Genomic DNA, 21553 nt, shown 5'->3' with positions numbered 1-21553 from the left:
GGTGATAGTGATCAGATGGCGGTAGAATATGCCATTTTCAATACTAACCAAGCAAAAAATCGATGAATCTTAATAAAAAACAAATCCAGCACCTAAAAAGTCTCGCTCACCACTTAAACCCTGTTGTTATGATTGGCAACAATGGCTTAACCGAAGGTGTTTTGGCTGAGATAGAACTCTCATTAACACATCACGAGCTTATCAAAGTCAAAATCGCAGGCGAAGATCGTGATACTAAAAATTTGATCGCTGATGCGATTGTTCGCGAAACTGGTGCAGCAAATGTCCAAGTTATCGGTAAAATTCTTGTTCTCTACCGTCCTTCAGCTGAGCGCAAAATCATTTTACCTAAATAATAACTCTTCATTTATATAAAAATGCCATCGAAAGCATGTTTTATATGACGAAAAAGGCCGCCTGCGGCCTTTCTCTCTAAATCAGTGAAATAATATAACCAATTCAGGGAAATAGGAATCAGATATACTCAACTTTAAGAATTTCGAACTCAACATCCCCGCCCGGCGTCTTAATTGTGACGACATCATCAACTTCTTTGCCCACTAATCCACGAGCAATTGGCGAATTGACAGAGATTAAATTCACTTTAATATCTGCTTCATCATCACCGACAATACGGTAAGTTAGCTCTTCATCTGTATCTAGGTTAAGTACAGTGACTGTTGCTCCGAAAATAACACGTCCATTGTTAACCATTTTCGTTATATCAATCACTTGAGAGTGGGAAAGTTTAGATTCAATTTCTTGAATACGACCTTCACAAAACCCCTGTTGTTCACGCGCAGCATGATATTCAGCATTTTCTTTTAAATCACCATGCTCACGAGCATCTGCAATTGCCGCAATAATTTCAGGGCGACGGACAGATTTCAAGTACTCGAGCTCTTCTCTGAGCTTGTTTGCACCAAATACTGTCATTGGAATCTGTTTCATTTGATAAATACCTCTGATTCAATCCTATATAAAAAATAAGTATCTTCCTGATTTTGTAACAGCAGTACACCGAACACCACTGTGTGTAGGGGGGTGTTCAAATTACTTGGGGTGTAAATAACTCAATCAGACTAATTTAGCCACTTATCTTATCATACTGTTCGCTATTTTAACTGAGAGTTAATAGCGGATCATCGTTTACTTTATTGGGCATTACACTTTAGTATGTGTAGTATGTCTACCCTGATATGTGAAATATATGTCGTTATTAACTTCAACCAGAAAATTAATCATCACTTTAGGACTTACCTTCGTAAGTTCACAAGCTTTATCCATTCCTGTTGATGATTTTAAACAGTATCTCCCCGACGGCACTAACCTTGCTCTGGTTGCGCAGAAAGTAGGAAGTAATACTCCGCTCATTGATTATAACGCTCAACAAATGGCGCTACCGGCCAGTACCCAAAAAGTCGTCACTGCATTGGCTGCTTTATTGCAATTAGGCCCAGACTATCGTTTCGTAACCAATTTTGAAACCGATGCAAAATTAAATAACAACACGCTGACGGGTGATTTAGTCATCCGCTTCAGTGGCGATCCAACACTGACTCGCCAACAAATTCGTAATATGGTCAACGCATTAAAGCAAATCGGTATTCATAAAGTTGATGGCGATCTTATTGTCGATATTTCAGCATTTGCAAGCCATGACAAAGCACCGGGCTGGGTATGGAACGATATGACCCAATGCTTTAGTGCACCACCTGCCGCCGCGATTATTGATAGAAACTGCTTCTCAGTTTCCCTCTATCCCGCAGATAAACCGGGCGATATGGCATTTATCAAAACAGCTAATTTTTATCCGGTGAATATGTTTAGTGAGGTTAAAACCCTTGCAAAAGGTTCGCCAGAATCCCGTTACTGTGAATTGGATGTGGTTCCAGGAGAGCTCAATCGATATACCTTAACAGGCTGCTTAACTCAACGCAGTGAGCCCCTACCTCTAGCTTTCGCAGTACAAAATGGCGCAAGCTATTCGGGTGCAATTGTTAAGAATGAGTTGATCAATGCGGGTATTGAACTGACAGGAAGCATAAAGAAAAGAACACTTCCCGTTCCTCAATCCCAAGTTCTCGTCAAAACAGAATCGAAACCTTTGCATGACCTGCTGAAAGTTATGTTGAAAAAATCAGATAATATGATCGCTGATACGGTATTTAGAACCATTGGGCGTGATTACTATGGGGTACCAGGTACATGGCGTTCAGGCTCTGATGCAGTAAGACAAGTATTGAAGCAAAAAGCAGGTATCGATTTAGGTAATACTGTGATGGTGGATGGCTCTGGGTTATCACGACATAACCTGATTACACCAGCAACTATGATGGAAGTTTTGCAGTTTATCGCTAAAAACGATCAGCAGCTTGATTATATCTCAATGCTCCCGCTAGCAGGCCATGATGGAACACTGCGCTACCGTGGCGGTTTAGATGAAGCGGGTGTAAACGGTAAGGTTTCAGCTAAAACAGGCGCATTGCAAGGAGTTTATAACCTCGCCGGCTTTATTACCACAGCAAGTGGGCAGCGAGTTGCATTCGTCCAATTTATTTCAGCCTATGCCGTTCCTCAAAGCCAACAGCGTAGTCGCCGCGTACCATTAGTGCGTTTTGAAAGCCGTTTATATAAAGATCTGTACCAGAAAAACTGATCCTCACAGAGATCCTTTTCAGGATCTTAAGGTATAAAAAAGGCGCAATTATCAAAATTTGCGCCTTTTTATATACCTAACGATTAATTATTTTTGGTAAATGAATTCGACACCTTCGTCGTCATCTTCATCCCAATCATCATCCCAATCGTCATCAAGTTCTTCAGCTTCAGACAGTTGCTCTTTATGGTAATCATCCCACATAAATTCAACTTTCTCTGGCTGTTTAGTTTCATCTTCAACGGACATATTGCGTGGTTGGGTATTCATAAACTCCATGATATCCCAGCACAGTGCTTTCACGCCTTCGTGATTCACTGCGGAAATCATATAGTATTTATCTTCCCAGCCCATACCTTTGGCAATTTCAGCTGCACGTTTAGCTGACTCTTCTGCACCTAAAATATCGACTTTGTTGAAGACTAACCAGCGTGGTTTTTGTGCTAATTTCTCGCTGTATTTCTCCAGTTCACCAACAATGATCTTTGCATTTTCTACAGGATCAGATTCGTCAACTGGACAGATGTCGATCAAATGTAACAATACGCGGCAACGTTCTAAGTGTTTAAGGAATTGGATCCCTAAACCCGCACCTTCCGCAGCACCTTCGATCAACCCTGGAATGTCAGCAACCACAAAGCTCTGCTCGTTATCCATACGTACCACACCAAGGCTTGGTACTAAGGTCGTAAATGGATAATCAGCGACTTTTGGCTTAGCCGCAGAGACTGAGCGAATAAATGTTGATTTACCGGCATTCGGCATACCTAACATACCCACATCAGCAAGCAGCATTAGTTCTAAAAGGATCTCACGAGTTTCACCTTTCGTTCCCATGGTACGCTGACGCGGAGCACGGTTAACTGAAGATTTAAAACGGGTGTTACCCAGCCCATGGAAACCGCCCTTAGCAACCATGTGGCGTTGTTCATGACGAGTCATGTCACAAAGTACTTCATTAGTACCTAAATCGCGTACACGGGTCCCTACAGGAACTTTAACCGTGATATCTTGACCACGTTTACCAGTACATTCACGACTTTGACCATTTTGGCCACGTTCAGCCCGGAATGATTTTTCAAAACGATAGTCGATCAGGGTGTTGAGGTTTTCATCTGCCTGTAAATAGACATCACCACCATCACCACCATCACCACCGTCAGGTCCCCCTTTCGGGATATATTTTTCACGACGGAAGCTGACACAACCATTGCCACCATCTCCCGCCACGACCAATATTTTGGCTTCATCTACAAATTTCATAATTCTTTCTCCGTCTGCTAGCCATTATAGTGCTGGATGGCTGTATTACCCAGAGATGGCGTATTTTGAATATAAAAAGCCCCGCAAAAGGTTTTTGCAGGGCTTTAATTCTAAAATTAAAAGTCAGAAAACTTATTCAGCTTCGATGCTGATAAATTTACGATTGTTTGGACCTTTAACTTCAAATTTAACTTTACCGTCCGCTAGGGCGAATAGAGTGTGGTCACGGCCACAACCTACGTTGTTTCCTGCGTGGAATTTAGTACCACGTTGACGTACGATGATGCTACCTGCTAATACAGCTTCGCCACCGAAACGTTTTACACCCAGACGTTTTGCTTCTGAGTCGCGACCGTTACGAGTTGAACCGCCAGCCTTTTTATGTGCCATTAATCTGCTCTCCTAAATCTTAAGCGATGCCAGTGATCTTAACATCAGTGAACCACTGACGATGACCTTGCTGTTTACGGCTATGTTTACGACGACGGAACTTAACGATTTTAACTTTATCGCCACGACCGTGTGCAACCACTTCCGCTTTCACTTTAACGCCTTCAACGACAGGAGCGCCGATTTGGATCTCATCGCCATTAGCAACCATCAGAACTTGATCAAATTCAACAGTTTCACCTGTTGCGATGTCCAGCTTTTCTAGGCGGACAGTTTGACCTTCGCTAACTCGGTGTTGTTTACCACCACTTTGGAAAACCGCGTACATATTAACTCCGCTTTCCGCGTACTCGCTAAATATTTCAATTCCTGAGCACGCTATAAAATATTCACAATAGGGCGCGAATTCTACGCAAAAAAGCATCAGAACACAAGCCAATAATGCAGTTAGATTACAAAAAATACGACTTTTTTATCTTGTGTGGCTTTTTCCGGCTGATTTTTTTGGAATATATTGAATTGTTACTTATTTAAACATTTTTTGCACTTCACCCGATAATCTTATTATTAATAATGTTATGCTTACAGAATTACTGTGATCTCGGCCCCCCCTTTTGACTCTCGGGAGGACCCAAAAACTAATAATATGAATAAATTACAATGAATTTAGAATCTATTATTGAACTGACAAATGAGGACATGTCAGCGGTAAACAAAGTGATCCTCAGTCAATTAAATTCGGATGTAGCGTTAATCAATCAATTAGGTTACTACATTATCAGTGGCGGCGGTAAAAGGATCCGACCAATGATCGCGATCCTTGCCGGACGATCCCTCGGCTATTCTGGGCATAAACATACCCAAGTCGCCGCACTGATAGAGTTCATCCACACGGCCACTTTATTACATGATGACGTTGTTGATGAATCGGATATGCGTCGTGGAAAACAGACAGCAAATGCGGTTTTTGGAAATGCTGCTAGCGTTTTAGTCGGTGACTTTATCTACACTCGATCCTTCCAAATGATGACGGATCTTGATTCTATGCGTGTCTTAAAGCTCATGTCAGAAGCGACTAATGTCATCGCTGAAGGTGAAGTTTTGCAGTTAATGAACTGCAACGATCCTAACATTACCGAAGAAAACTACATGCAGGTTATCTATAGCAAAACAGCTCGCCTATTTGAAGCGGCGTCTCACGCCTCTGCCATTTTAGCGAATGCAACACCTGCTCAAGAAAAAGCATTACAGGATTATGGCCGTTATATTGGCACCGCATTCCAGTTAGTAGATGATCTTCTGGATTACGATGCTGATAATACCCAACTGGGTAAAAATACCGGTGATGATCTGGATGAAGGAAAACCGACGCTACCACTGTTACATGCAATGAACCATGGTAACGAAGAAGAGTCCGCACTGATTAGGCAAGCGATTGAGCAAGGTAATGGACGCCATTTACTAGACACAGTTCTAGCAACTATGAAACGTTGTGGTTCACTCGATTACACTTACCAACGTGCCCAAGAAGAAGCTCAAAAAGCAATTGATGCTTTAGATATCCTTGAAGACAGTGCTTATAAGCAAGCATTAATTGGCTTGGCACACATAGCAATCCAACGCCATTCCTAATTTTTCAGGTATTATATCGATAGCTAAACTCAGGGGTGAAAGAAATTTCGCCCCTTATTATTTTATTCCTGCTCTTGCTGCGATTCTTGTTCTATTTTGGCTAATAATGACGAGAGGCCATAGCGTAAAATATACTTAACGATTGTTTTACGTTCAGTTTCTGTTAACTGATAATACGCCTCAGTCCAAATCTGGAATGCATCCATTCTCTGTGCTTGATAAGGCACTGATGGCTCGTAGACATTTAATTGCCCTTGAATGTCTGTAGGTAAGCTTTCAAAGTAATATTCTACAGCCTTCCCCTGAACACCTCTTTTACGTCGATTTTTCCAGCCTTCTCTTCGAGCCATCAGATTGATACCTTGAGGTGAAGTAGGAAGACCATCTATGCCTGCTAATTCTTTCGCAGTGAACCACAATTTTTTCATATTCTCACTTTTACGCTTAGCTTATATTTTGTAATCTGCTTTTGTCGCTATACCAAAGTTGTTTTGTTAAAAAATTCATTCGATTCAATACAGTATAAATTTATAGCTTGGTTATTTTTTTATCAATTAAACTGACCAACGCCAATGCCCCCTCTCGTACAATAAACGCTAAAACCTTTACGCGTTCATCATCAGAAAGCTGGTTGTATGCTGCCTGCCAGATATGCGATTGCTCCTCATGTTTAGCCTGATAAACCACCGGAGCTTCATACATAAAAACATGTTCAGCAATATCGGAAGGGATGGAACTAATATGGTATTCCAATGCTTTACCTTGAATTCCTCTCCGTTTGCGACTAAGCCAATTTTCTCGTCTAGCCATCGCATTAATACCTTGAGTGCTCATAGGTAACCCCTGAATTCCCACTAACTCCTTAGCTGTTAGCCATTCCTTATTCATCATCGACTCTCCTTGTCGTACGAGTATCTCTCTTTATCGTTGCCGAAAATTATTTCTATATAACCTTGCACCATCATTGTGAATATTAAGAAATCATAAATAAATGATAGATATTATTCGCTTTTTGTTTCTTATATAAAAGGTATTAACAACACATTGAGAATGGTTTTTATCAATTATTGAGAAATATAAATCTTCACGATAAACAGAATAAATACATATAAACACAGGGATTTTCTTAATAACTAAATTTAGTTATTTTTATTTTCAAAGTCTTACCTTAATTCACAATAATCATTCTCATCTTTCTATTATTTTCAGAAAAATAACGACAGTTTCATAAAAATGAATATTTAGAAAAAATTAGAAATTATTATTGGAAATTTCTGTTATTTTATTTCCAATAACAGAGCAATTGTACTGAATGTATCACAATACTCTGTTAGATGTACCATTAACTCTCATGAATCTGAGTAAAAAAAGGATTAAAAAAAGGATTAAAAAATGATGTTACGGAAATCGGATTGGCACCCAGCAGATATCATCGCAGCCCTACGAAAACGGGGAACAACACTTGCTGCTATTTCTAGGAAGGCAGGGCTTAGCTCATCGACTCTTGCAAATGCGCTGTCCAGACCTTGGCCTAAAGGAGAATGGATTATTGCAAATTTTTTAGGCATACACCCATCAGAAATTTGGCCTAGCCGCTATTACGACTCAATGACTGGAGATTTATTAGAAAGAAAGGCGAGAGAGAAAATAGAGCACGAAGAAAACGCGATATAGCAGAAACATAAGTTTCTATTAAAAAATCCATTGGTCCGAATAATTAATTAAACTAAATAATTCACCCAAACCATTATTAATATATCTTTAGTTATGAAATCACTTTAAGAAGAAATTTTCATTATATTGAAACAGATACACTTAGCATAAAATAAAAGGGTTGAGTTGCATCAAGGCAACCCAACCCTTATTTATGAATGAATCATTAAAACAGCATTAGCCATTAATGAATTTTTCACCAAGCTCGATATCCGCTTTCAATACCTCTAACATCTCATTCAGTGCTTTCTCTTCGAATGCACTTAATTTACCGATTGGTAAATGTTTTTCGATGCCATTTTTGCCTAATAATACAGGTTGAGCGAAGAAACGAGCGTGTTCACCGTCACCTTCAGTGTAAACACATTCAACAACGTTGCTTTCGCCTTGTAAACCACGGATAAGAGATAAGCCCAAACGTGCAGCTGCTTGGCCCATAGACAGAGTTGCTGATCCGCCACCCGCTTTTGCTTCAACAACTTCAGTACCCGCGTTTTGAATACGCTTAGTCAGAGCTGCAACTTCTTCATCAGTGAAGCTAACACCAGGAATTTGAGATAATAATGGCAGAATAGTAACGCCAGAGTGCCCACCAATAACTGGCACTTCGATTTCGCTTGTTTTCTTGCCTTTCAGTTCAGCAACAAAAGTATTTGAACGAATGATATCAAGTGTTGTTACACCGAACAGACGATTTTTATCGTAAACACCTGCTTTTTTCAGAACTTCAGCCGCGATAGCCACTGTCGTATTCACTGGGTTAGTGATAATACCGATCAGCGCTTTCGGGCAAGTTACTGCGATTTGTTGAATAAGATTACGTACAATGCCTGCGTTCACGTTGAATAGGTCAGAACGGTCCATACCCGGTTTACGTGCAACGCCCGCAGAAATTAATACTACATCCGCACCTTTCAGTGCTGGAGTGGCATCTTCACCTGCGAAACCAACAACTTTAACGTCTGTAGGGATGTGGCTTAAATCTGCGGCAACACCTGGAGTTACTGGTGCGATGTCGTAGAGGGAGAGTTCTGAACCTGCTGGGAGCTGGTTTTTGAGAAGAAGGGCTAGAGCCTGACCGATACCACCTGCTGCACCTAGGACTGCAACTTTCATTCTAAAACTCCTTAATTGTACTTTAAAAATATGAATTCATCTGACTACGCACTAAACACATTACTTATAAAAAACAATTCTTTAACAGTTAGAGAGAAGTGTTAACGCGAGATAAATTACCGACTGAATGACACCATTCTAAACAAATTCCTTATCTGTTAATGAGATAACGGACACTTTTTTAACAAATAGTTTTTATTGCTATTGTCTTTAACCCTAAGCACAACTTTATGTGTTGTTTTTTCCATCTTAATCATATGATTTAACAAAAATGAAACATATTTTAAGATGAAACTTAAGGCGCTTTTAAGTTAAATTTTGAGCCATTAATTTAAGATAGAGATAAAAACCTGACTGTAAATTCCTCTTTTAAATCGGCCATTAAATCATCAAAAACCAATTATCTTGCATAAAAATGCAGTTTTACGCATAATGCAACTCAATTTAATACCAAAAGATGGGTTAATTATGCGCACTGTGTCGAAACAAGAAGACTTGGTAAAAGCTTTTAAAGCTCTCCTGAAAGAAGAGAAATTTAGTTCACAAGCTGAGATTGTGGTTGCTCTTCAAGAACAAGGCTTCGAAAATATTAATCAATCTAAAATTTCCAGAATGCTAACCAAGTTTGGTGCGGTTCGAACCCGTAACGCAAAAATGGAAATGGTGTATTGCTTACCAAGCGAACCTGGGGTACCAACTGCGACGAGTCCACTCAAAAATCTGGTACTGGACGTTGATTACAACCACTCAGTTGTTGTGATCCGTACAAGCCCTGGTGCCGCACAGTTGATCGCACGCCTGCTAGATTCTCTAGGTAAAGCTGAAGGGATCTTAGGCAGCATTGCTGGAGATGATACGATTTTCTCCACACCAACCAATGACTTCACAACTCGTGAGCTGTACGAATCCATACTAGTCTTGTTTGAACAAGAACTTTAGCCCTTTTGAGGGATTATCTCGAAACCTAAAGAGGGAAAACCGTGTTATTTGAAATTTTAAGAAATATAATTCATTACGGTTTTCACTTTTTAGTTCCTTTTCTGTTTGGTTATCTATTCTGGCGAAAAAATTGGCAGTTAGCGGCATTATTGATGATCGCAACTATGGCGATCGATTTAGATCATCTTCTAGCTGACCCTATCTTTGATCCAGATCGCTGTGGTGTTGGCTACCACCCAATGCACACTATTTGGGCTGCAATTGCCTATGTGGTGTTATTTTTCTTCCCATCATGGAAATTAAAAGCGATTGCCGTGGGCTGTTTATTCCACTTATTTACCGATTCAGTAGATTGCTATATGGGAAGTATAAAGAAAGAGATGCAAACAACGGTGCTAAGCTGTTCAGGATTACCCGATCGGGCAGATATTGATTTACCACCACAGCGATAAAAATTGAAGCCCTAACAGAGTGTTAGGGCTTTTATTCTGATTACTCTTCAGGTTCAGCTTGCGCTTTCTTTTTCAAACCATCCAGTAATTTTTCGTGAATACCACCAAAACCACCATTACTCATCACTAAAATATGGTCACCCGGCTGAGCCGTTTCGATCACCATATTTGCCAGAGTATCCACATCGGCATGCCAATGCGCAGGTTGCACACAATGCTCAGCAATCTCAGTCACCATCCAAGGAATATTCGTTGGTTGGAATAAGAAGACTTCATCCGCACGACCTAATGCCGGTGCGATATCATTCTTATTGATGCCCATTTTCATGGTATTCGAACGTGGCTCAAGTACTGCGATAATCCGTGCTGTTCCGCCGACCTTGCTACGTAATGCTTCTAACGTCGCTAAAATAGCAGTTGGATGATGAGCAAAGTCATCATACACACTGACATCATTTTCAACACCACGTAGTTCAAGACGGCGACGAGCATTGATAAATTTATCCAATGCCAAACACGCTTCTTTTGCAGGCACACCAACATGATGCGCCGCTGCAATTGCCATCAAACCATTTTGAATATTGTGATTACCCACTTGAGACCAATTCACTTCCCCGACTTTTTGCTGCTGATAATGTACTTCAAAGCGGCTGCCATCGTGGTTCAGTTTCACGGCCTGCCATTCACCGTGTTCACCCACCAGTTCTTGTTCACTCCAACAACCCATATTCATGACTTGTTTGAGATTATTATCACTGTCAGGCATTAAAATTTTCCCGCTAGCAGGAACAAGACGAACGAGATGATGGAACTGTTTTTGAATTGCCTCAAGATTTTCAAAGATATCCGCATGATCGAATTCAAGGTTATTGAGGATCAACGTTTTCGGGCTGTAATGAACGAATTTTGAGCGCTTATCAAAGAATGCACAATCATATTCATCGGCTTCAATAACAAAGAATGGGCTATTACCAATCTTTGAGGAAACATCAAAATTACCCGGAACACCACCAATCAAAAAGCCTGGTTCGTAACCACAATCTTCGAGGATCCAAGCCAGCATTCCCGCAGTCGTTGTTTTTCCATGAGTTCCCGCAACGGCTAATACCCAACGCTCTGGAAGCACATGGTCATGGAGCCATTGTGGTCCTGATGTATACGGTAAACCTCTTTCTAAGACGGCTTCTACACAAGGATTGCCACGCGTCATTGCATTACCAATCACCACCATATCCGGAGCAGGATCTAGCTGAGCAGGGTCGTAACCTTGAATCAGTTCAATGCCTTGCTTTTCAAGCAATGTACTCATTGGCGGGTATACGTTCGCATCGGAGCCTGTCACTTTGTGTCCTAAAGAACGAGCCAAAATTGCCAAACTACCCATAAAGGTACCGCATATGCCTAAAATATGTATGTGCATTATTTTTCATCCAATAGCATGAGGTTTATCACTATTCTACTCATCAATCACAGGTTTATAAATGTATTAGCCTATTAATCTTTTTTTTATTTAGATAAACTCCTCGCCCAAGGGTACAATACGCCCCGCAAACCTCTGTCAATTTTATTCAGGACCTTCGTCATGAAAACATTAGGCGAATTCATCGTCGAAAAGCAACAAGATTTTTCTCATGCAACAGGTGAACTGACGGCATTACTGTCAGCGATCAAACTGGGCGCTAAAATTATCCATCGCGATATTAACAAAGCTGGACTCGTTGACATTCTCGGCGCTAGTGGTGTTTCGAATGTACAAGGTGAAGTTCAGATGAAGCTTGACCTGTATGCAAACGAAAAACTGAAAGCGGCTTTGAAAGCTCGCGGAGAAGTCGCCGGTATCGCCTCTGAAGAAGAAGATGACATTGTCATTTTCGAAGGTGACCGTGCAGAAAACGCGAAATATGTCGTTTTAATGGATCCATTAGATGGTTCTTCGAATATCGATGTAAACGTTTCCGTTGGTACAATCTTCTCAATTTATCACCGTATTACGCCAATTGGTCAATCGGTAACTGAAGAAGATTTCCTACAGCCTGGCCACCGCCAAGTTGCTGCTGGCTATGTAGTTTATGGCTCATCAACCATGCTGGTATATACAACAGGTTGCGGTGTTCATGCGTTTACTTACGACCCATCCTTAGGTGTATTTTGTCTTTCTCACGAGAAAGTAATGTACCCAGCAGAAGGAAAAATGTATTCCATTAACGAAGGTAACTATATCAAGTTCCCTATGGGCGTTAAAAAATACATAAAATACTGCCAAGAACAAGACGAAGCCACAAACCGCCCATACACTACGCGTTATATTGGTTCTTTAGTTGCAGACTTCCACCGCAACTTATTGAAAGGCGGTATCTATATTTACCCTAGCACTGCAAGCCACCCAACGGGGAAATTGCGCCTACTTTACGAATGTAATCCAATTGCATTCTTAGCAGAGCAAGCTGGCGGTAAAGCAAGTGATGGTACTAACCGTATATTGGATATTATTCCAAGCAAACTGCATCAACGTGTACCGTTCTTTGTCGGAACAAAATCCATGGTTGAAAAAGCAGAATCATTCATGAGTGAGTACCCAGACGCAGAATAACCAAACTGACTGTTTGAGCTGAAGGCGAGATTATCTCGCCTTTTTTGATGTAATTTCTTTCCAACTAGTGAGTTTTGCCTCTCTTTGCGGCTATAATAGCCTCCACGTTATTTTAAGCACTCATAAGGATACATTTTAATGGGCCTGAACAATGTACCGGCAGGTAAAGAACTGCCAGAAGATATCTACGTTATTATCGAAATTCCTGCTAACGCTGATCCTATCAAATATGAAGTTGATAAAGACTCTGGCGCACTGTTTGTAGACCGTTTCATGTCTACTGCAATGTTCTATCCATGCAACTATGGTTACATCAACAACACATTGTCTTTAGATGGTGACCCAGTTGACGTATTAGTCCCAACTCCATACCCATTACAGCCAGGTTCTGTCATTCGCTGCCGTCCAGTTGGCGTTCTGAAAATGACTGATGAGTCTGGTGAAGATGCGAAATTAGTGGCTGTCCCACACACTAAATTAAGCAAAGAATACGATCACATCAAAGATGTGAATGATATTCCTGAGCTGCTGCGTGCACAGATCACTCACTTCTTTGAACACTACAAAGATTTAGAAAAAGGTAAGTGGGTTAAAGTTGATGGTTGGGAGAATGCAGAAGCGGCTAAAGCTGAAATTATCGCTTCTTTCGAACGCGCTGCTAAAAAATAATAAGTTCTCTTCATCGAGATAGATGAATGATAAAAAGTTCTGGCAAATGCCGGAACTTTTTTTTGCTTATGACCCTATTAAAGCGCTCCTGTTCACAAAAACATTACTTTTAGTGATATATATCGTTCAAAACAGAACGCAACGAAGACAAATGAAACTAAACGCCAAATAATATTTAAATACTGGATTTATATATTAGATTTAATTAAAAATGCGAAATATAAACAAATAAAAAAACAATTTTAATAGATTAAAAATCTGTGACAACCCTAGCAATATATAAATATATTTTATTTTAAAAAACAATCTTTTATTTTATATATTTATATAAATATCAATCAACTAAGCAATTAATTTTATAAAATGATTACTTAGTTGATCATTTAAATAAATATAATCAGGTGTAGAGTATTCCCATAAATCATTAAATTCATAAATGTAAATGGGAGTCAATGATGGACCAATCTGAACTCATCGCTCGCCATAGTGCGAATCAATTAACCTCTGAGTTTGAGCACCAATATCAAAATATCGTGGCGAATTTCTTTAGCCGTGATCCTAAAAAATGGCCACTTTTTAATGATCCCCAAGTTCAGGCTATTACCCAATTCCGTAAAACGGTTTTAGCGGATAGCCAACTGATCCATCACTATCCTAATGGCGCTGATCTACTGAGTCAGTTAAATAGTCAAACCCACGTTCAGCAACATATGAATTTTCCAGGAGCTCAACAAGATAACTTGTTAACTTTTGCTTCTGCACTGTGTAAAAACTGGGAGAACCCACTCGCCGTTGAAAATGTCATCGCCATGCCATCTGATCCCGCTTTATATGGCTCTATGCTAGGACTTTTAGGCAACCCAAACATGGTTTACTGTGAATATTCTGGCGTAGCAGATACCATGGAAAAAACCGTCATCAAAAAAATGGCCAACTTAATTGGCTATGATGAAAATCAAGCCTCGGGCCTGTTCACCCAAGGCGGTACCATGTGTAACTTATATGGCTACCTATTTGGGATCCGCAAAACGCTAAAAGATTCAAAACAGCTGGGCATGTCTGTTGATCAAGATTATCGGATCATCAACTCCCAAGGCGGTCACTATTCCAATATGACCAACCTTTCCTTGCTAGGCGTAGATATTCAAAATAAAACCATTCGGATTAAAGTCGCCTCAGACAACACTATCGACCTACACGATTTAGAGCAACAAATCCGCGCCTGTTATACCGTTCACTGTAAAATCCCAGTCATTTTATTGACCGCGGGAACCACAGACACCTTTGGTGTCGATGAAATCAAGCAGGTTTATGACTTAAGAAATCGCTTATGCGACGAATTTGAAATTAACGATAAGCCCCATATTCACGTCGATGCCGCAGTTGGCTGGCCAATTATTTTCTTTATTAACTATGATTTTAATAACAATCCATTAGCGATTAACGAAGCCACTTTATTTGGTTTACGCCATACGGTAGAAAAATTTAAGCAGCTAAAATATGCCGATTCGATAACTATCGATTTCCACAAATGGGGTTATGTTCCTTATACCTCTAGCCTAGTCATGGTACGTAATGGCGATGATTTTAAAGCGCTTGAGAACTCACCGGAAAACTTCACTTATTTTGAACATGATCTCGAAGGCCAAACTCACTTACAATCGACAATCGAATGTAGCCGAAGTGGGGTGGGAATCTTTGGAGCTTATGCAGGACTACACTATCTCGGTATCGAAGGTTACCAAACAATCATTGCCCATTGTCTACAAAACGCAAATTATATGCGTAACCAGTTAATTGAAATGGAAAATGCAGCTGTTATGGTTCCTCAAAATCAGGGACCGAGTGTAGGATTCCGGCTATATTCGCCTAAATTACAGGCTGATCCCCAAGCTATTTTTGACTATGAGCTAAGCTGTGCTAGCGATAAAGCCGCATATGAAACCATGATCCGTAACAGTAAATGGCACCGTAATATGTTCTTAACTCGGGGGAAATCAGGCTTGTTTACTAACTGGGTAGATTCTATCGCTTGCTCAACCTACGCTGAACATAACCGATTTGCCTATATTCCTGGGGAAAAAGCCGTATTTATGAACCCGACGACAGAGCGTCATCACATTGATGCATTTATTCAGATGCTCAAGGAAATGAGCCAAGCTTAACAAAAGAAAACGCCGGTAAGGTTTCCCTCTGCCGGCGTTCGTTCACATTGCTAATGACTTAATTAATTTTCTTCATGTCGTTTAAGCCAATCGCCACTTTTAATGTGGCGTAAACCTTCCACTGAGTGTTTGTAGAGATAAATCCACGCATTACCATAAGGTGTAGGAACTAACTCACGTTCATAATCCTGTGAGTTTTTCTTTAGTTCATCTAACTCCGTTAAGATTGAAGGGTTGATTCGATAAACTTCACACTCGATTGCCCCTCCGCCTTTAACAACCGCAGGATAATATCCGAGATCATACAACTCATAACCTTCTAGCTTATGCTCACCTAGCAGCTGAGCATAAGTCATCCAGTGATGATTGCCTTGCTTTTGCCTTAAACTGCCATAAACGATTACACGCATATATTAAAACTCAAATTGGTAAAGGAGATCTAAAGCCTGATTAACGCCAGAAATTGCTTCCAAATACAATTTTGGCATTACCCTATAACGTAAAGTGAGCGTCGCTAGTGAATCAAATATGCCAACTCCATACTTAACTTGCAAGTCGTTCGTAATTTTCCCACTAACAACCACTTGGGAACTATCTCCAACACCTTGGGTATCTACCGCCAGCTCAGACACACCAAATGTTTCGCCAATCTTACCGACCAACTGACCACTTTGGGCAACCCCTAAGCCAATCAACATAGAGGTCATTTGTGAACCATTAGCGTCACCACTATCCAATCCTTCCCCTCTTAACAAATAGGAAAGAGCTTCTTGCTGGGTTTTTGATGGCTCGGAGAAAATCTCCACCTTAGGTTTATCGGCTAATCCCGTCACTTTTACACCAGCAATTACATCATCTGCCGTATTTTCTGGATTACGAATCGCTTCTAAATTTAAGAATGGCTGGTCCGCAGGCCCGGAGAACAGAATTTGACCTTTACGAACGATCAAGTCTTGCCCGTAAGCGCGGAAACGTCCTGATGGAATATCCACTTGCCCGTTAAGACTCAACCCTTGCTTGTCTTGAATAACTTTCAGCAAACCGGTCAAACGCGCTTTTAACCCAAAAGCATCCAAGCGAACATCATCACCAATCTTGATATTTAAATTGGTTTGTATAGGAATTGACGCCTCTTTCGGATTAATAGGTTTTAAATCTTTATCCAGCATCACCACATCTGACGATGCACTGACCGCAGACTCTGGTAATTCTTGTACCGTAATTCGAGCCCATGGAATTGTCACGCTACCATTGAGAGTCAATAAATTCGGAGAGGCTTCTAACACCAAATCAGGTTGAACATCAATTTGAATCATCGGTGGCATTGCGACGCGCAAGTTAGTGCCCTTCGCCATCACTGTCGCACGCCATGCATCGATATTGCGCCAATCTGCATTTCCATCAATATTCAGGAAGCCGTCTGGCGTCTTGATTTGCCCAGTCATCACCGAACTGGTTCCGTTAAAATCAATACCTAACTGGCTATTTTGAATATCGAACGGGATCATCGCAGATTTAAGTTCTAAACCGGATAAGGAGACATTGCCGTTCATCAATGGATTATGAGCTGAACCACCTAGTCGTAAATTTGCATTCAAGTTGCCATTAGCGACTTCTTTTTCCCCTAACAACGGCTTAAGTAAGCCCAGAGTAATATTATTAATTTCAATATTACCGCCTAATATACGTCGTTTTTCGATATCCGTGACCTGAACATGACCTTTGAATTGTCCATTCTTTTCAATTCCCAACAACCATTGCAGATCTGCCTTGCCATTTTTTAATGCGGCACTCAGCGTTAGAGTGTCAAAAGCAATAGGTAAGCGGGCTCCATCCACAAACTGCACGACTTTAACGCCATTGCCGTTTAGGTCAACTTTCACTTGCGGCAGGCTACCATCTGCTTTCCAAACCGCATTCGCTTTACCCGTGAAAACGCCATGAACGCGAGTATCACTCGGCATAAACGGTTTAATCATCGCAAGGTCAAAACGCTCTAACACAATATCGGCACTACCGCTTTTACCCGCTTTAACCGGTTTTGGTACACACACCCGAGCATTCGGGTTAACCCAGCAATGGGAGCCAATCACAACTTCTTGTGTATGATTATTGTAATTGAGGGACATGGCTTGATTCAGTCGCCATTCACCCACTTCGGTATCAAATAACGTATTATTTAAGTTACCTTTCCAAATCTCAGTTTGACGATCAAAACTCCCTGCTAGCGCTAGCTGACCAGAAACGGGCTGCCCTGTGACATTCAGCTTGAGGGTATGTTGTTTTTCACTGCCTTTTGCATCGAGGGTTAGGTTGCTTATCACTAAATCGGCTTGACGTAATTGGCGAACCACCACCGACAAATCACCTTTAATTTGGTCACCTGTCGCAACGTTTCCTTTGATAGTTGCATTTTCTACCGTCAAATCTTGCCATCTCACACCGCGAGCCGTGATATCGGCAAGCGCTTGAGGGGCTTTCAAATCCCCACGTAGTTTTAAATCCCCAATAATCACGCCGCCCAATCCAGGCACTAAACCATTCAGTGCTGGCGCATTAATTTTTGCATCCAAATTCCATTTTTCAGCTAAGGAGCCTTTTAAATCAACGGTATTTTTACCCAGTGCTAAGTTAAAGCTTGGAATGTCCCATTGACCCGCAGCGTTACCTTTAGCTTGCCCACGAGCCTTCAATATGTGCTGTTTAACATTACCGTTTAAGGTAATTTCAGGAATTTCTAGCTGCCAGCTTCCCCCGTACAAACTACCTCGGGTTGCAATTTTACCATCGACCTTGGCTGGCCATTCCGGATACTGTTTCGCTGTATTAATGCCTGACAAAGTCAGAACCATATTCCAGCTGATCGCTTTACTCCAATCCGCAATACCAGAAATATCGGCATTACCCTGTAGGGCCGATAAACGTAAGCGAGTCAGATTGATATGTTCTTCATTTCCTTTGGCATCTAGTAATAATTTTGAGGGTGGAAGGTCTTGCCCTGTAATAGCCGAACGTAATGAAAGATCATAACTGGATGGTCGACCATTCAGTCGTAAACGTGTTCCATCGAGTTTATATTGGCTTTCCCCCACCAATGGCCACGTTAATTTTTGGCTTTCAAGAGTCAGTTCAATAGGAAAGTCAGCCTGAGAAAGATCCGTTTGAGCATCTAATTTAGCGTTCACGGGGCCATTAAGGTTTAAAGCCAGCTTAAGCTCTTCAAGTAAGCCACCTTTCAGCGATAAATCGAGTTTTTGCCCACTAAGATCTTCTAACCGACTTTCACCAATAACGGATAATGCAACAGGCCATTTTTCTGCGAGGGAAATCGATCCTGAAATAGCGACTTTTCCTTGAGGCGCATCGACATTAAGTTGTTTTAATAATACGCTTTGACCACTATTCTCTAATTTCAAATTCAGGCTATTAATAGTGAGATCAGTTGCACCTTTTAATTGGAAATTAGACGCATGAATTCCTTCGACATTCAAATCGACAGGAAGAATAATCTCGGGAAGTTCGGCTAATAAGGGTTTTGAAAACAGCGCTTTGAGTTCTTCACCCAGTGGTTTTTGTTCTTCAATCGGCGCTTGAGGTACCACAGGCTGTACAGGTGTTTCCACTGTAGGTTCTTCGCTAACCGGTAAGCTTATCGCCAAATTGATAATGTCGGTTGGAATAATATTGATGGCTTTCTGCTGCCAAGTGATCCCGGTGGCAAACTTATCGAGGTCGATGACAGTACCATCTACATTGACGTGAGTATTCACTAACGCTAATTGGTTTAGGCGAATGGTAAGAGGCGCGTTCAGTTCCGTTAATGGCTCAGACGGCGGAGCCTCTTCCGATGGTGGAAACTGGCTAGTATCTACATTGACTGTCACCGTATCTGTCGAAAGATCATCAATACATACTTCACGGCTGGTCAGGCATTTTAAACGCCATGCTAAATGAATTTTCTTCGCATCTACATCGATACCCGGCATTTGGTATTTCACGCCAGACAGGGTTAAATCCTCAATCCCCCCATCAATGGACTCGATGGTTAATTCAGGAACTAAGCGAGTTGCTGTATTTAAGGCAAAATGTAGACCTGATTTGGTACCCAGTACCCAATACAACGCACCAACAACCAGAACTAATAGCAATAAAATGGTTATTGCTATCCATTTTAACCATTTCATCCACTTCATAGTTCTGTCCCCAATCCGATGTAAAACTGAATTTTATTATTATCTGGATCACCAATTGGCTTGGCTAAATCAAACTTAATCGGTCCAACAGGAGAGACCCAACGGATCCCTACACCAGCACCGGTTTTAAAATCGCTATTTTTAAAGTCATCAACCGCTTCACCACTATCAATAAACGTCGCTCCCCACCAGTTACCGGTGAAGTTATATTGGTATTCCACGGATCCTACTGCGAGCTTGGATGCCCCAGTTAACTGACCTTTATTATCTTCAGGAGAAATTTTCTGATAACCATATCCACGAACACTGCCATCCCCACCCGCGAAGAAACGTAAGTCTGGAGGAATTTTGTCAAAATTATTGGTTTCTATCCAACCTATATTGCCACGTACAACGAAGCGATGCCCTTCCCATGGGGTACGGATCCACACGTTTTTGGCTTGCAATACCATGAAATCAACGTTCGAGCCCCAAATCTTATTGGAGTAATCAATCGAATAACGCTGGCTATCACCCCATGTTGGCATAACCCCGCCCTTTTGGCGGATCCGACTCACGTTAGCCCCCGGATATAGCAGCATCGTGGTATTCGTCACGTCGGCTTGAGTAAAGTTACTCAGCATCCAGCGCATATTCACGCCGTATTGCCATCCCTTGGAGTAATCCCAGTTACGAGAAACGTTCAATGTCGTGGTATTCGACTGAGTATCGTTTAAGTCTGTGCGTTTAAAGCCCCCTTGAATCGCATAATATTGTTCAAGTGGATTAGCTTTCAGTGGGATTTTATAGCTGGCATCGATTAATTGTTCTGGCTGGGATAGGCTGATACTAGAGGTTAAACTCTGCCCCCGAGAGTTAATCCACGGCTTATTCCACGTCGTCTTCAGTCTAGGTCCCACATCGGTAGCATAACCACCACCCAGCTCAATAAAGTTTTGCGCTCTTGGGCTCATGACCCCAACCATTGGCAATAAATCAGTATGCTCTGCACGCGCTTTGCGAATATCGGGTGTGACTAGCGAAGAGTTAAACCAGCCAGTTGATGCTAATCTTTGGTTATATTCAGCTAGCTGTTCGGAAGTGTAGTATTCGCCTTCTTTAAATGGCGACATGTTTTCAAGGTAATCCTCACGAATCTGTGATCCCTCAAAAGTCAGTTTGCCAAAACGGTAACGCTCCCCACTATCAAAATCAAAATCCCAATAAGCGGCGTGATGGTCAACGGAAATACCTAATTGGCTTTTTTCCATCACGGCATCAAAATAGCCTTTACGAATAGCTAAGCTACTGAACTTACCTTTAAAATCCTCGTATTCACCATCATTTTGGACCGTGCCATATTTAGGGGTATTGTTCTTGATCATTTTGGCGTAGTCAGGGTCAGTTTTGGCTCCGCCCTGTAACTCTACGTTGACACCCTGCACAAGAATAGGCTCACCGGGAATGACTTTTGCAGTCAAAATGGAGCGGGCAGGCGGTTTCTTTTCTTCATAACTAAATTCAACCGTCGGGTCATAATAACCCAGCGGTTTTAATCCTTCGCGAATCGCTTTTTCTACTCGAGCACGAAAACGCCCATTTGCAACCACTTCATCTTGTGAAATATTAGAAAGTTGAATACGGACGTTCTGATTGAGCTGCCCTTCAAGCCCTTCAATATTAAGGCGTAGATTTGCAGCAAATGCCGCAGGTACCGCCGCTGTTAGGCACAACATACAAAGGGTTAGATATTTCGACACGCCTGCTCCTAGGGTGATAGATAATTTGACTTA

At 41.3% G+C, this 21553-nt stretch carries 20 protein-coding genes; 9 read left to right on the top strand and 11 right to left on the bottom strand.

Features of this window, described 5'->3' with window-relative positions; genetic code table 11:
- Positions 1–62 precede the first annotated feature (62 nt).
- Positions 63–356 carry a ribosome assembly RNA-binding protein YhbY gene (yhbY, locus tag PR761_RS10675; protein WP_006814515.1) on the top strand — a complete coding sequence of 98 codons (294 nt, stop codon included), beginning with the start codon at positions 63–65 and terminating at the stop codon, positions 354–356.
- A 118-nt stretch (positions 357–474) separates the two neighbouring features.
- On the opposite strand, the gene greA is transcribed toward yhbY, so the two are convergent.
- Positions 475–951, bottom strand: coding sequence for a transcription elongation factor GreA (gene greA, locus PR761_RS10670; protein WP_006814516.1), 477 nt, complete (start codon positions 949–951; stop codon positions 475–477).
- A gap of 259 nt (positions 952–1210) precedes the next feature.
- Between greA and dacB the strand changes: the two genes are divergently transcribed.
- Positions 1211–2659 (top strand): serine-type D-Ala-D-Ala carboxypeptidase, encoded by a 1449-nt coding sequence (dacB, locus tag PR761_RS10665; RefSeq protein ID WP_006814517.1) that lies wholly within the window; start codon positions 1211–1213, stop codon positions 2657–2659.
- 87 nt (positions 2660–2746) lie between these two features.
- Here the strand turns inward: dacB and cgtA are convergent, their stop codons facing one another.
- The 3 genes from cgtA to rplU form a co-directional block, all read right to left on the bottom strand.
- Positions 2747–3922 carry an Obg family GTPase CgtA gene (gene cgtA / locus PR761_RS10660; protein WP_006814518.1) on the bottom strand — a complete coding sequence of 392 codons (1176 nt, stop codon included), beginning with the start codon at positions 3920–3922 and terminating at the stop codon, positions 2747–2749.
- A 132-nt stretch (positions 3923–4054) separates the two neighbouring features.
- On the bottom strand, positions 4055–4312 hold the full coding sequence (gene rpmA / locus PR761_RS10655) for a 50S ribosomal protein L27 (RefSeq protein ID WP_004905922.1): 258 nt from the start codon (positions 4310–4312) through the stop codon (positions 4055–4057).
- Positions 4313–4331: 19 nt separating this feature from the next.
- Complete coding sequence (gene rplU / locus PR761_RS10650; RefSeq protein WP_008913976.1) at positions 4332–4640, bottom strand: 50S ribosomal protein L21; 309 nt, start codon at positions 4638–4640, stop codon at positions 4332–4334.
- A gap of 332 nt (positions 4641–4972) precedes the next feature.
- On the opposite strand from rplU, the gene ispB reads away from it, so the two are divergent.
- Positions 4973–5944, top strand: coding sequence for an octaprenyl diphosphate synthase (gene ispB / locus PR761_RS10645; RefSeq protein WP_006814520.1), 972 nt, complete (start codon positions 4973–4975; stop codon positions 5942–5944).
- Positions 5945–6006: 62 nt separating this feature from the next.
- Here the strand turns inward: ispB and PR761_RS10640 are convergent, their stop codons facing one another.
- Complete coding sequence (locus tag PR761_RS10640) at positions 6007–6372, bottom strand: DNA-binding protein (RefSeq protein ID WP_006814521.1); 366 nt, start codon at positions 6370–6372, stop codon at positions 6007–6009.
- Between the two features lie 100 nt (positions 6373–6472).
- Complete coding sequence (locus PR761_RS10635) at positions 6473–6832, bottom strand: DNA-binding protein (RefSeq protein ID WP_154610816.1); 360 nt, start codon at positions 6830–6832, stop codon at positions 6473–6475.
- A 504-nt stretch (positions 6833–7336) separates the two neighbouring features.
- On the opposite strand from PR761_RS10635, the gene PR761_RS10630 reads away from it, so the two are divergent.
- Positions 7337–7618 (top strand): helix-turn-helix domain-containing protein, encoded by a 282-nt coding sequence (locus PR761_RS10630; RefSeq protein WP_006814523.1) that lies wholly within the window; start codon positions 7337–7339, stop codon positions 7616–7618.
- A gap of 216 nt (positions 7619–7834) precedes the next feature.
- Here PR761_RS10630 and mdh read toward each other — a convergent pair whose 3' ends face one another.
- The gene (gene mdh, locus PR761_RS10625; protein WP_126462335.1) at positions 7835–8773 is read right to left on the bottom strand and encodes a malate dehydrogenase; all 939 of its coding nucleotides are present in this window, start codon (positions 8771–8773) and stop codon (positions 7835–7837) included.
- A gap of 468 nt (positions 8774–9241) precedes the next feature.
- Here mdh and argR point away from each other — a divergent pair, with 468 nt between their 5' ends.
- Both argR and PR761_RS10615 read left to right on the top strand, forming a co-directional pair.
- On the top strand, positions 9242–9712 hold the full coding sequence (gene argR / locus PR761_RS10620; RefSeq protein ID WP_039854857.1) for a transcriptional regulator ArgR: 471 nt from the start codon (positions 9242–9244) through the stop codon (positions 9710–9712).
- 41 nt (positions 9713–9753) lie between these two features.
- Positions 9754–10164, top strand: coding sequence for a DUF6122 family protein (locus PR761_RS10615; RefSeq protein WP_115164765.1), 411 nt, complete (start codon positions 9754–9756; stop codon positions 10162–10164).
- 40 nt (positions 10165–10204) lie between these two features.
- On the opposite strand, the gene mpl is transcribed toward PR761_RS10615, so the two are convergent.
- Positions 10205–11584, bottom strand: coding sequence for a UDP-N-acetylmuramate:L-alanyl-gamma-D-glutamyl-meso-diaminopimelate ligase (gene mpl / locus PR761_RS10610; RefSeq protein WP_039854859.1), 1380 nt, complete (start codon positions 11582–11584; stop codon positions 10205–10207).
- A gap of 162 nt (positions 11585–11746) precedes the next feature.
- On the opposite strand from mpl, the gene fbp reads away from it, so the two are divergent.
- The 3 genes from fbp (at position 11747) to PR761_RS10595 (ending at position 15588) form a co-directional block, all read left to right on the top strand.
- Positions 11747–12754 carry a class 1 fructose-bisphosphatase gene (fbp, locus tag PR761_RS10605; protein ID WP_006814528.1) on the top strand — a complete coding sequence of 336 codons (1008 nt, stop codon included), beginning with the start codon at positions 11747–11749 and terminating at the stop codon, positions 12752–12754.
- Between the two features lie 138 nt (positions 12755–12892).
- Positions 12893–13423 (top strand): inorganic diphosphatase, encoded by a 531-nt coding sequence (ppa, locus tag PR761_RS10600; protein WP_006814529.1) that lies wholly within the window; start codon positions 12893–12895, stop codon positions 13421–13423.
- Positions 13424–13878: 455 nt separating this feature from the next.
- Positions 13879–15588 carry a pyridoxal phosphate-dependent decarboxylase family protein gene (locus tag PR761_RS10595; protein ID WP_112837451.1) on the top strand — a complete coding sequence of 570 codons (1710 nt, stop codon included), beginning with the start codon at positions 13879–13881 and terminating at the stop codon, positions 15586–15588.
- Between the two features lie 62 nt (positions 15589–15650).
- On the opposite strand, the gene PR761_RS10590 is transcribed toward PR761_RS10595, so the two are convergent.
- The 3 genes from PR761_RS10590 to tamA are packed head-to-tail and all read right to left on the bottom strand — an operon-like array spanning position 15651 to position 21520.
- On the bottom strand, positions 15651–15998 hold the full coding sequence (locus PR761_RS10590) for a gamma-glutamylcyclotransferase family protein (protein WP_006814532.1): 348 nt from the start codon (positions 15996–15998) through the stop codon (positions 15651–15653).
- 3 nt (positions 15999–16001) lie between these two features.
- Complete coding sequence (gene tamB, locus PR761_RS10585; RefSeq protein WP_115164766.1) at positions 16002–19781, bottom strand: autotransporter assembly complex protein TamB; 3780 nt, start codon at positions 19779–19781, stop codon at positions 16002–16004.
- On the bottom strand, positions 19778–21520 hold the full coding sequence (gene tamA / locus PR761_RS10580; protein WP_039854862.1) for an autotransporter assembly complex protein TamA: 1743 nt from the start codon (positions 21518–21520) through the stop codon (positions 19778–19780). The genes tamB and tamA overlap by 4 nt, the downstream gene beginning before the upstream one ends.
- Between the last annotated feature and the right edge of the window lie 33 nt (positions 21521–21553).

Origin of the sequence: Providencia sp. PROV210 (genome assembly GCF_028479445.1) — a bacterium.
GTDB classification, from domain to species: domain Bacteria; phylum Pseudomonadota; class Gammaproteobacteria; order Enterobacterales; family Enterobacteriaceae; genus Providencia; species Providencia rustigianii.
The sequence above is the reverse complement of the archived record's forward strand: the minus strand, read 5'-3'. Positions and strand labels throughout refer to the sequence as shown.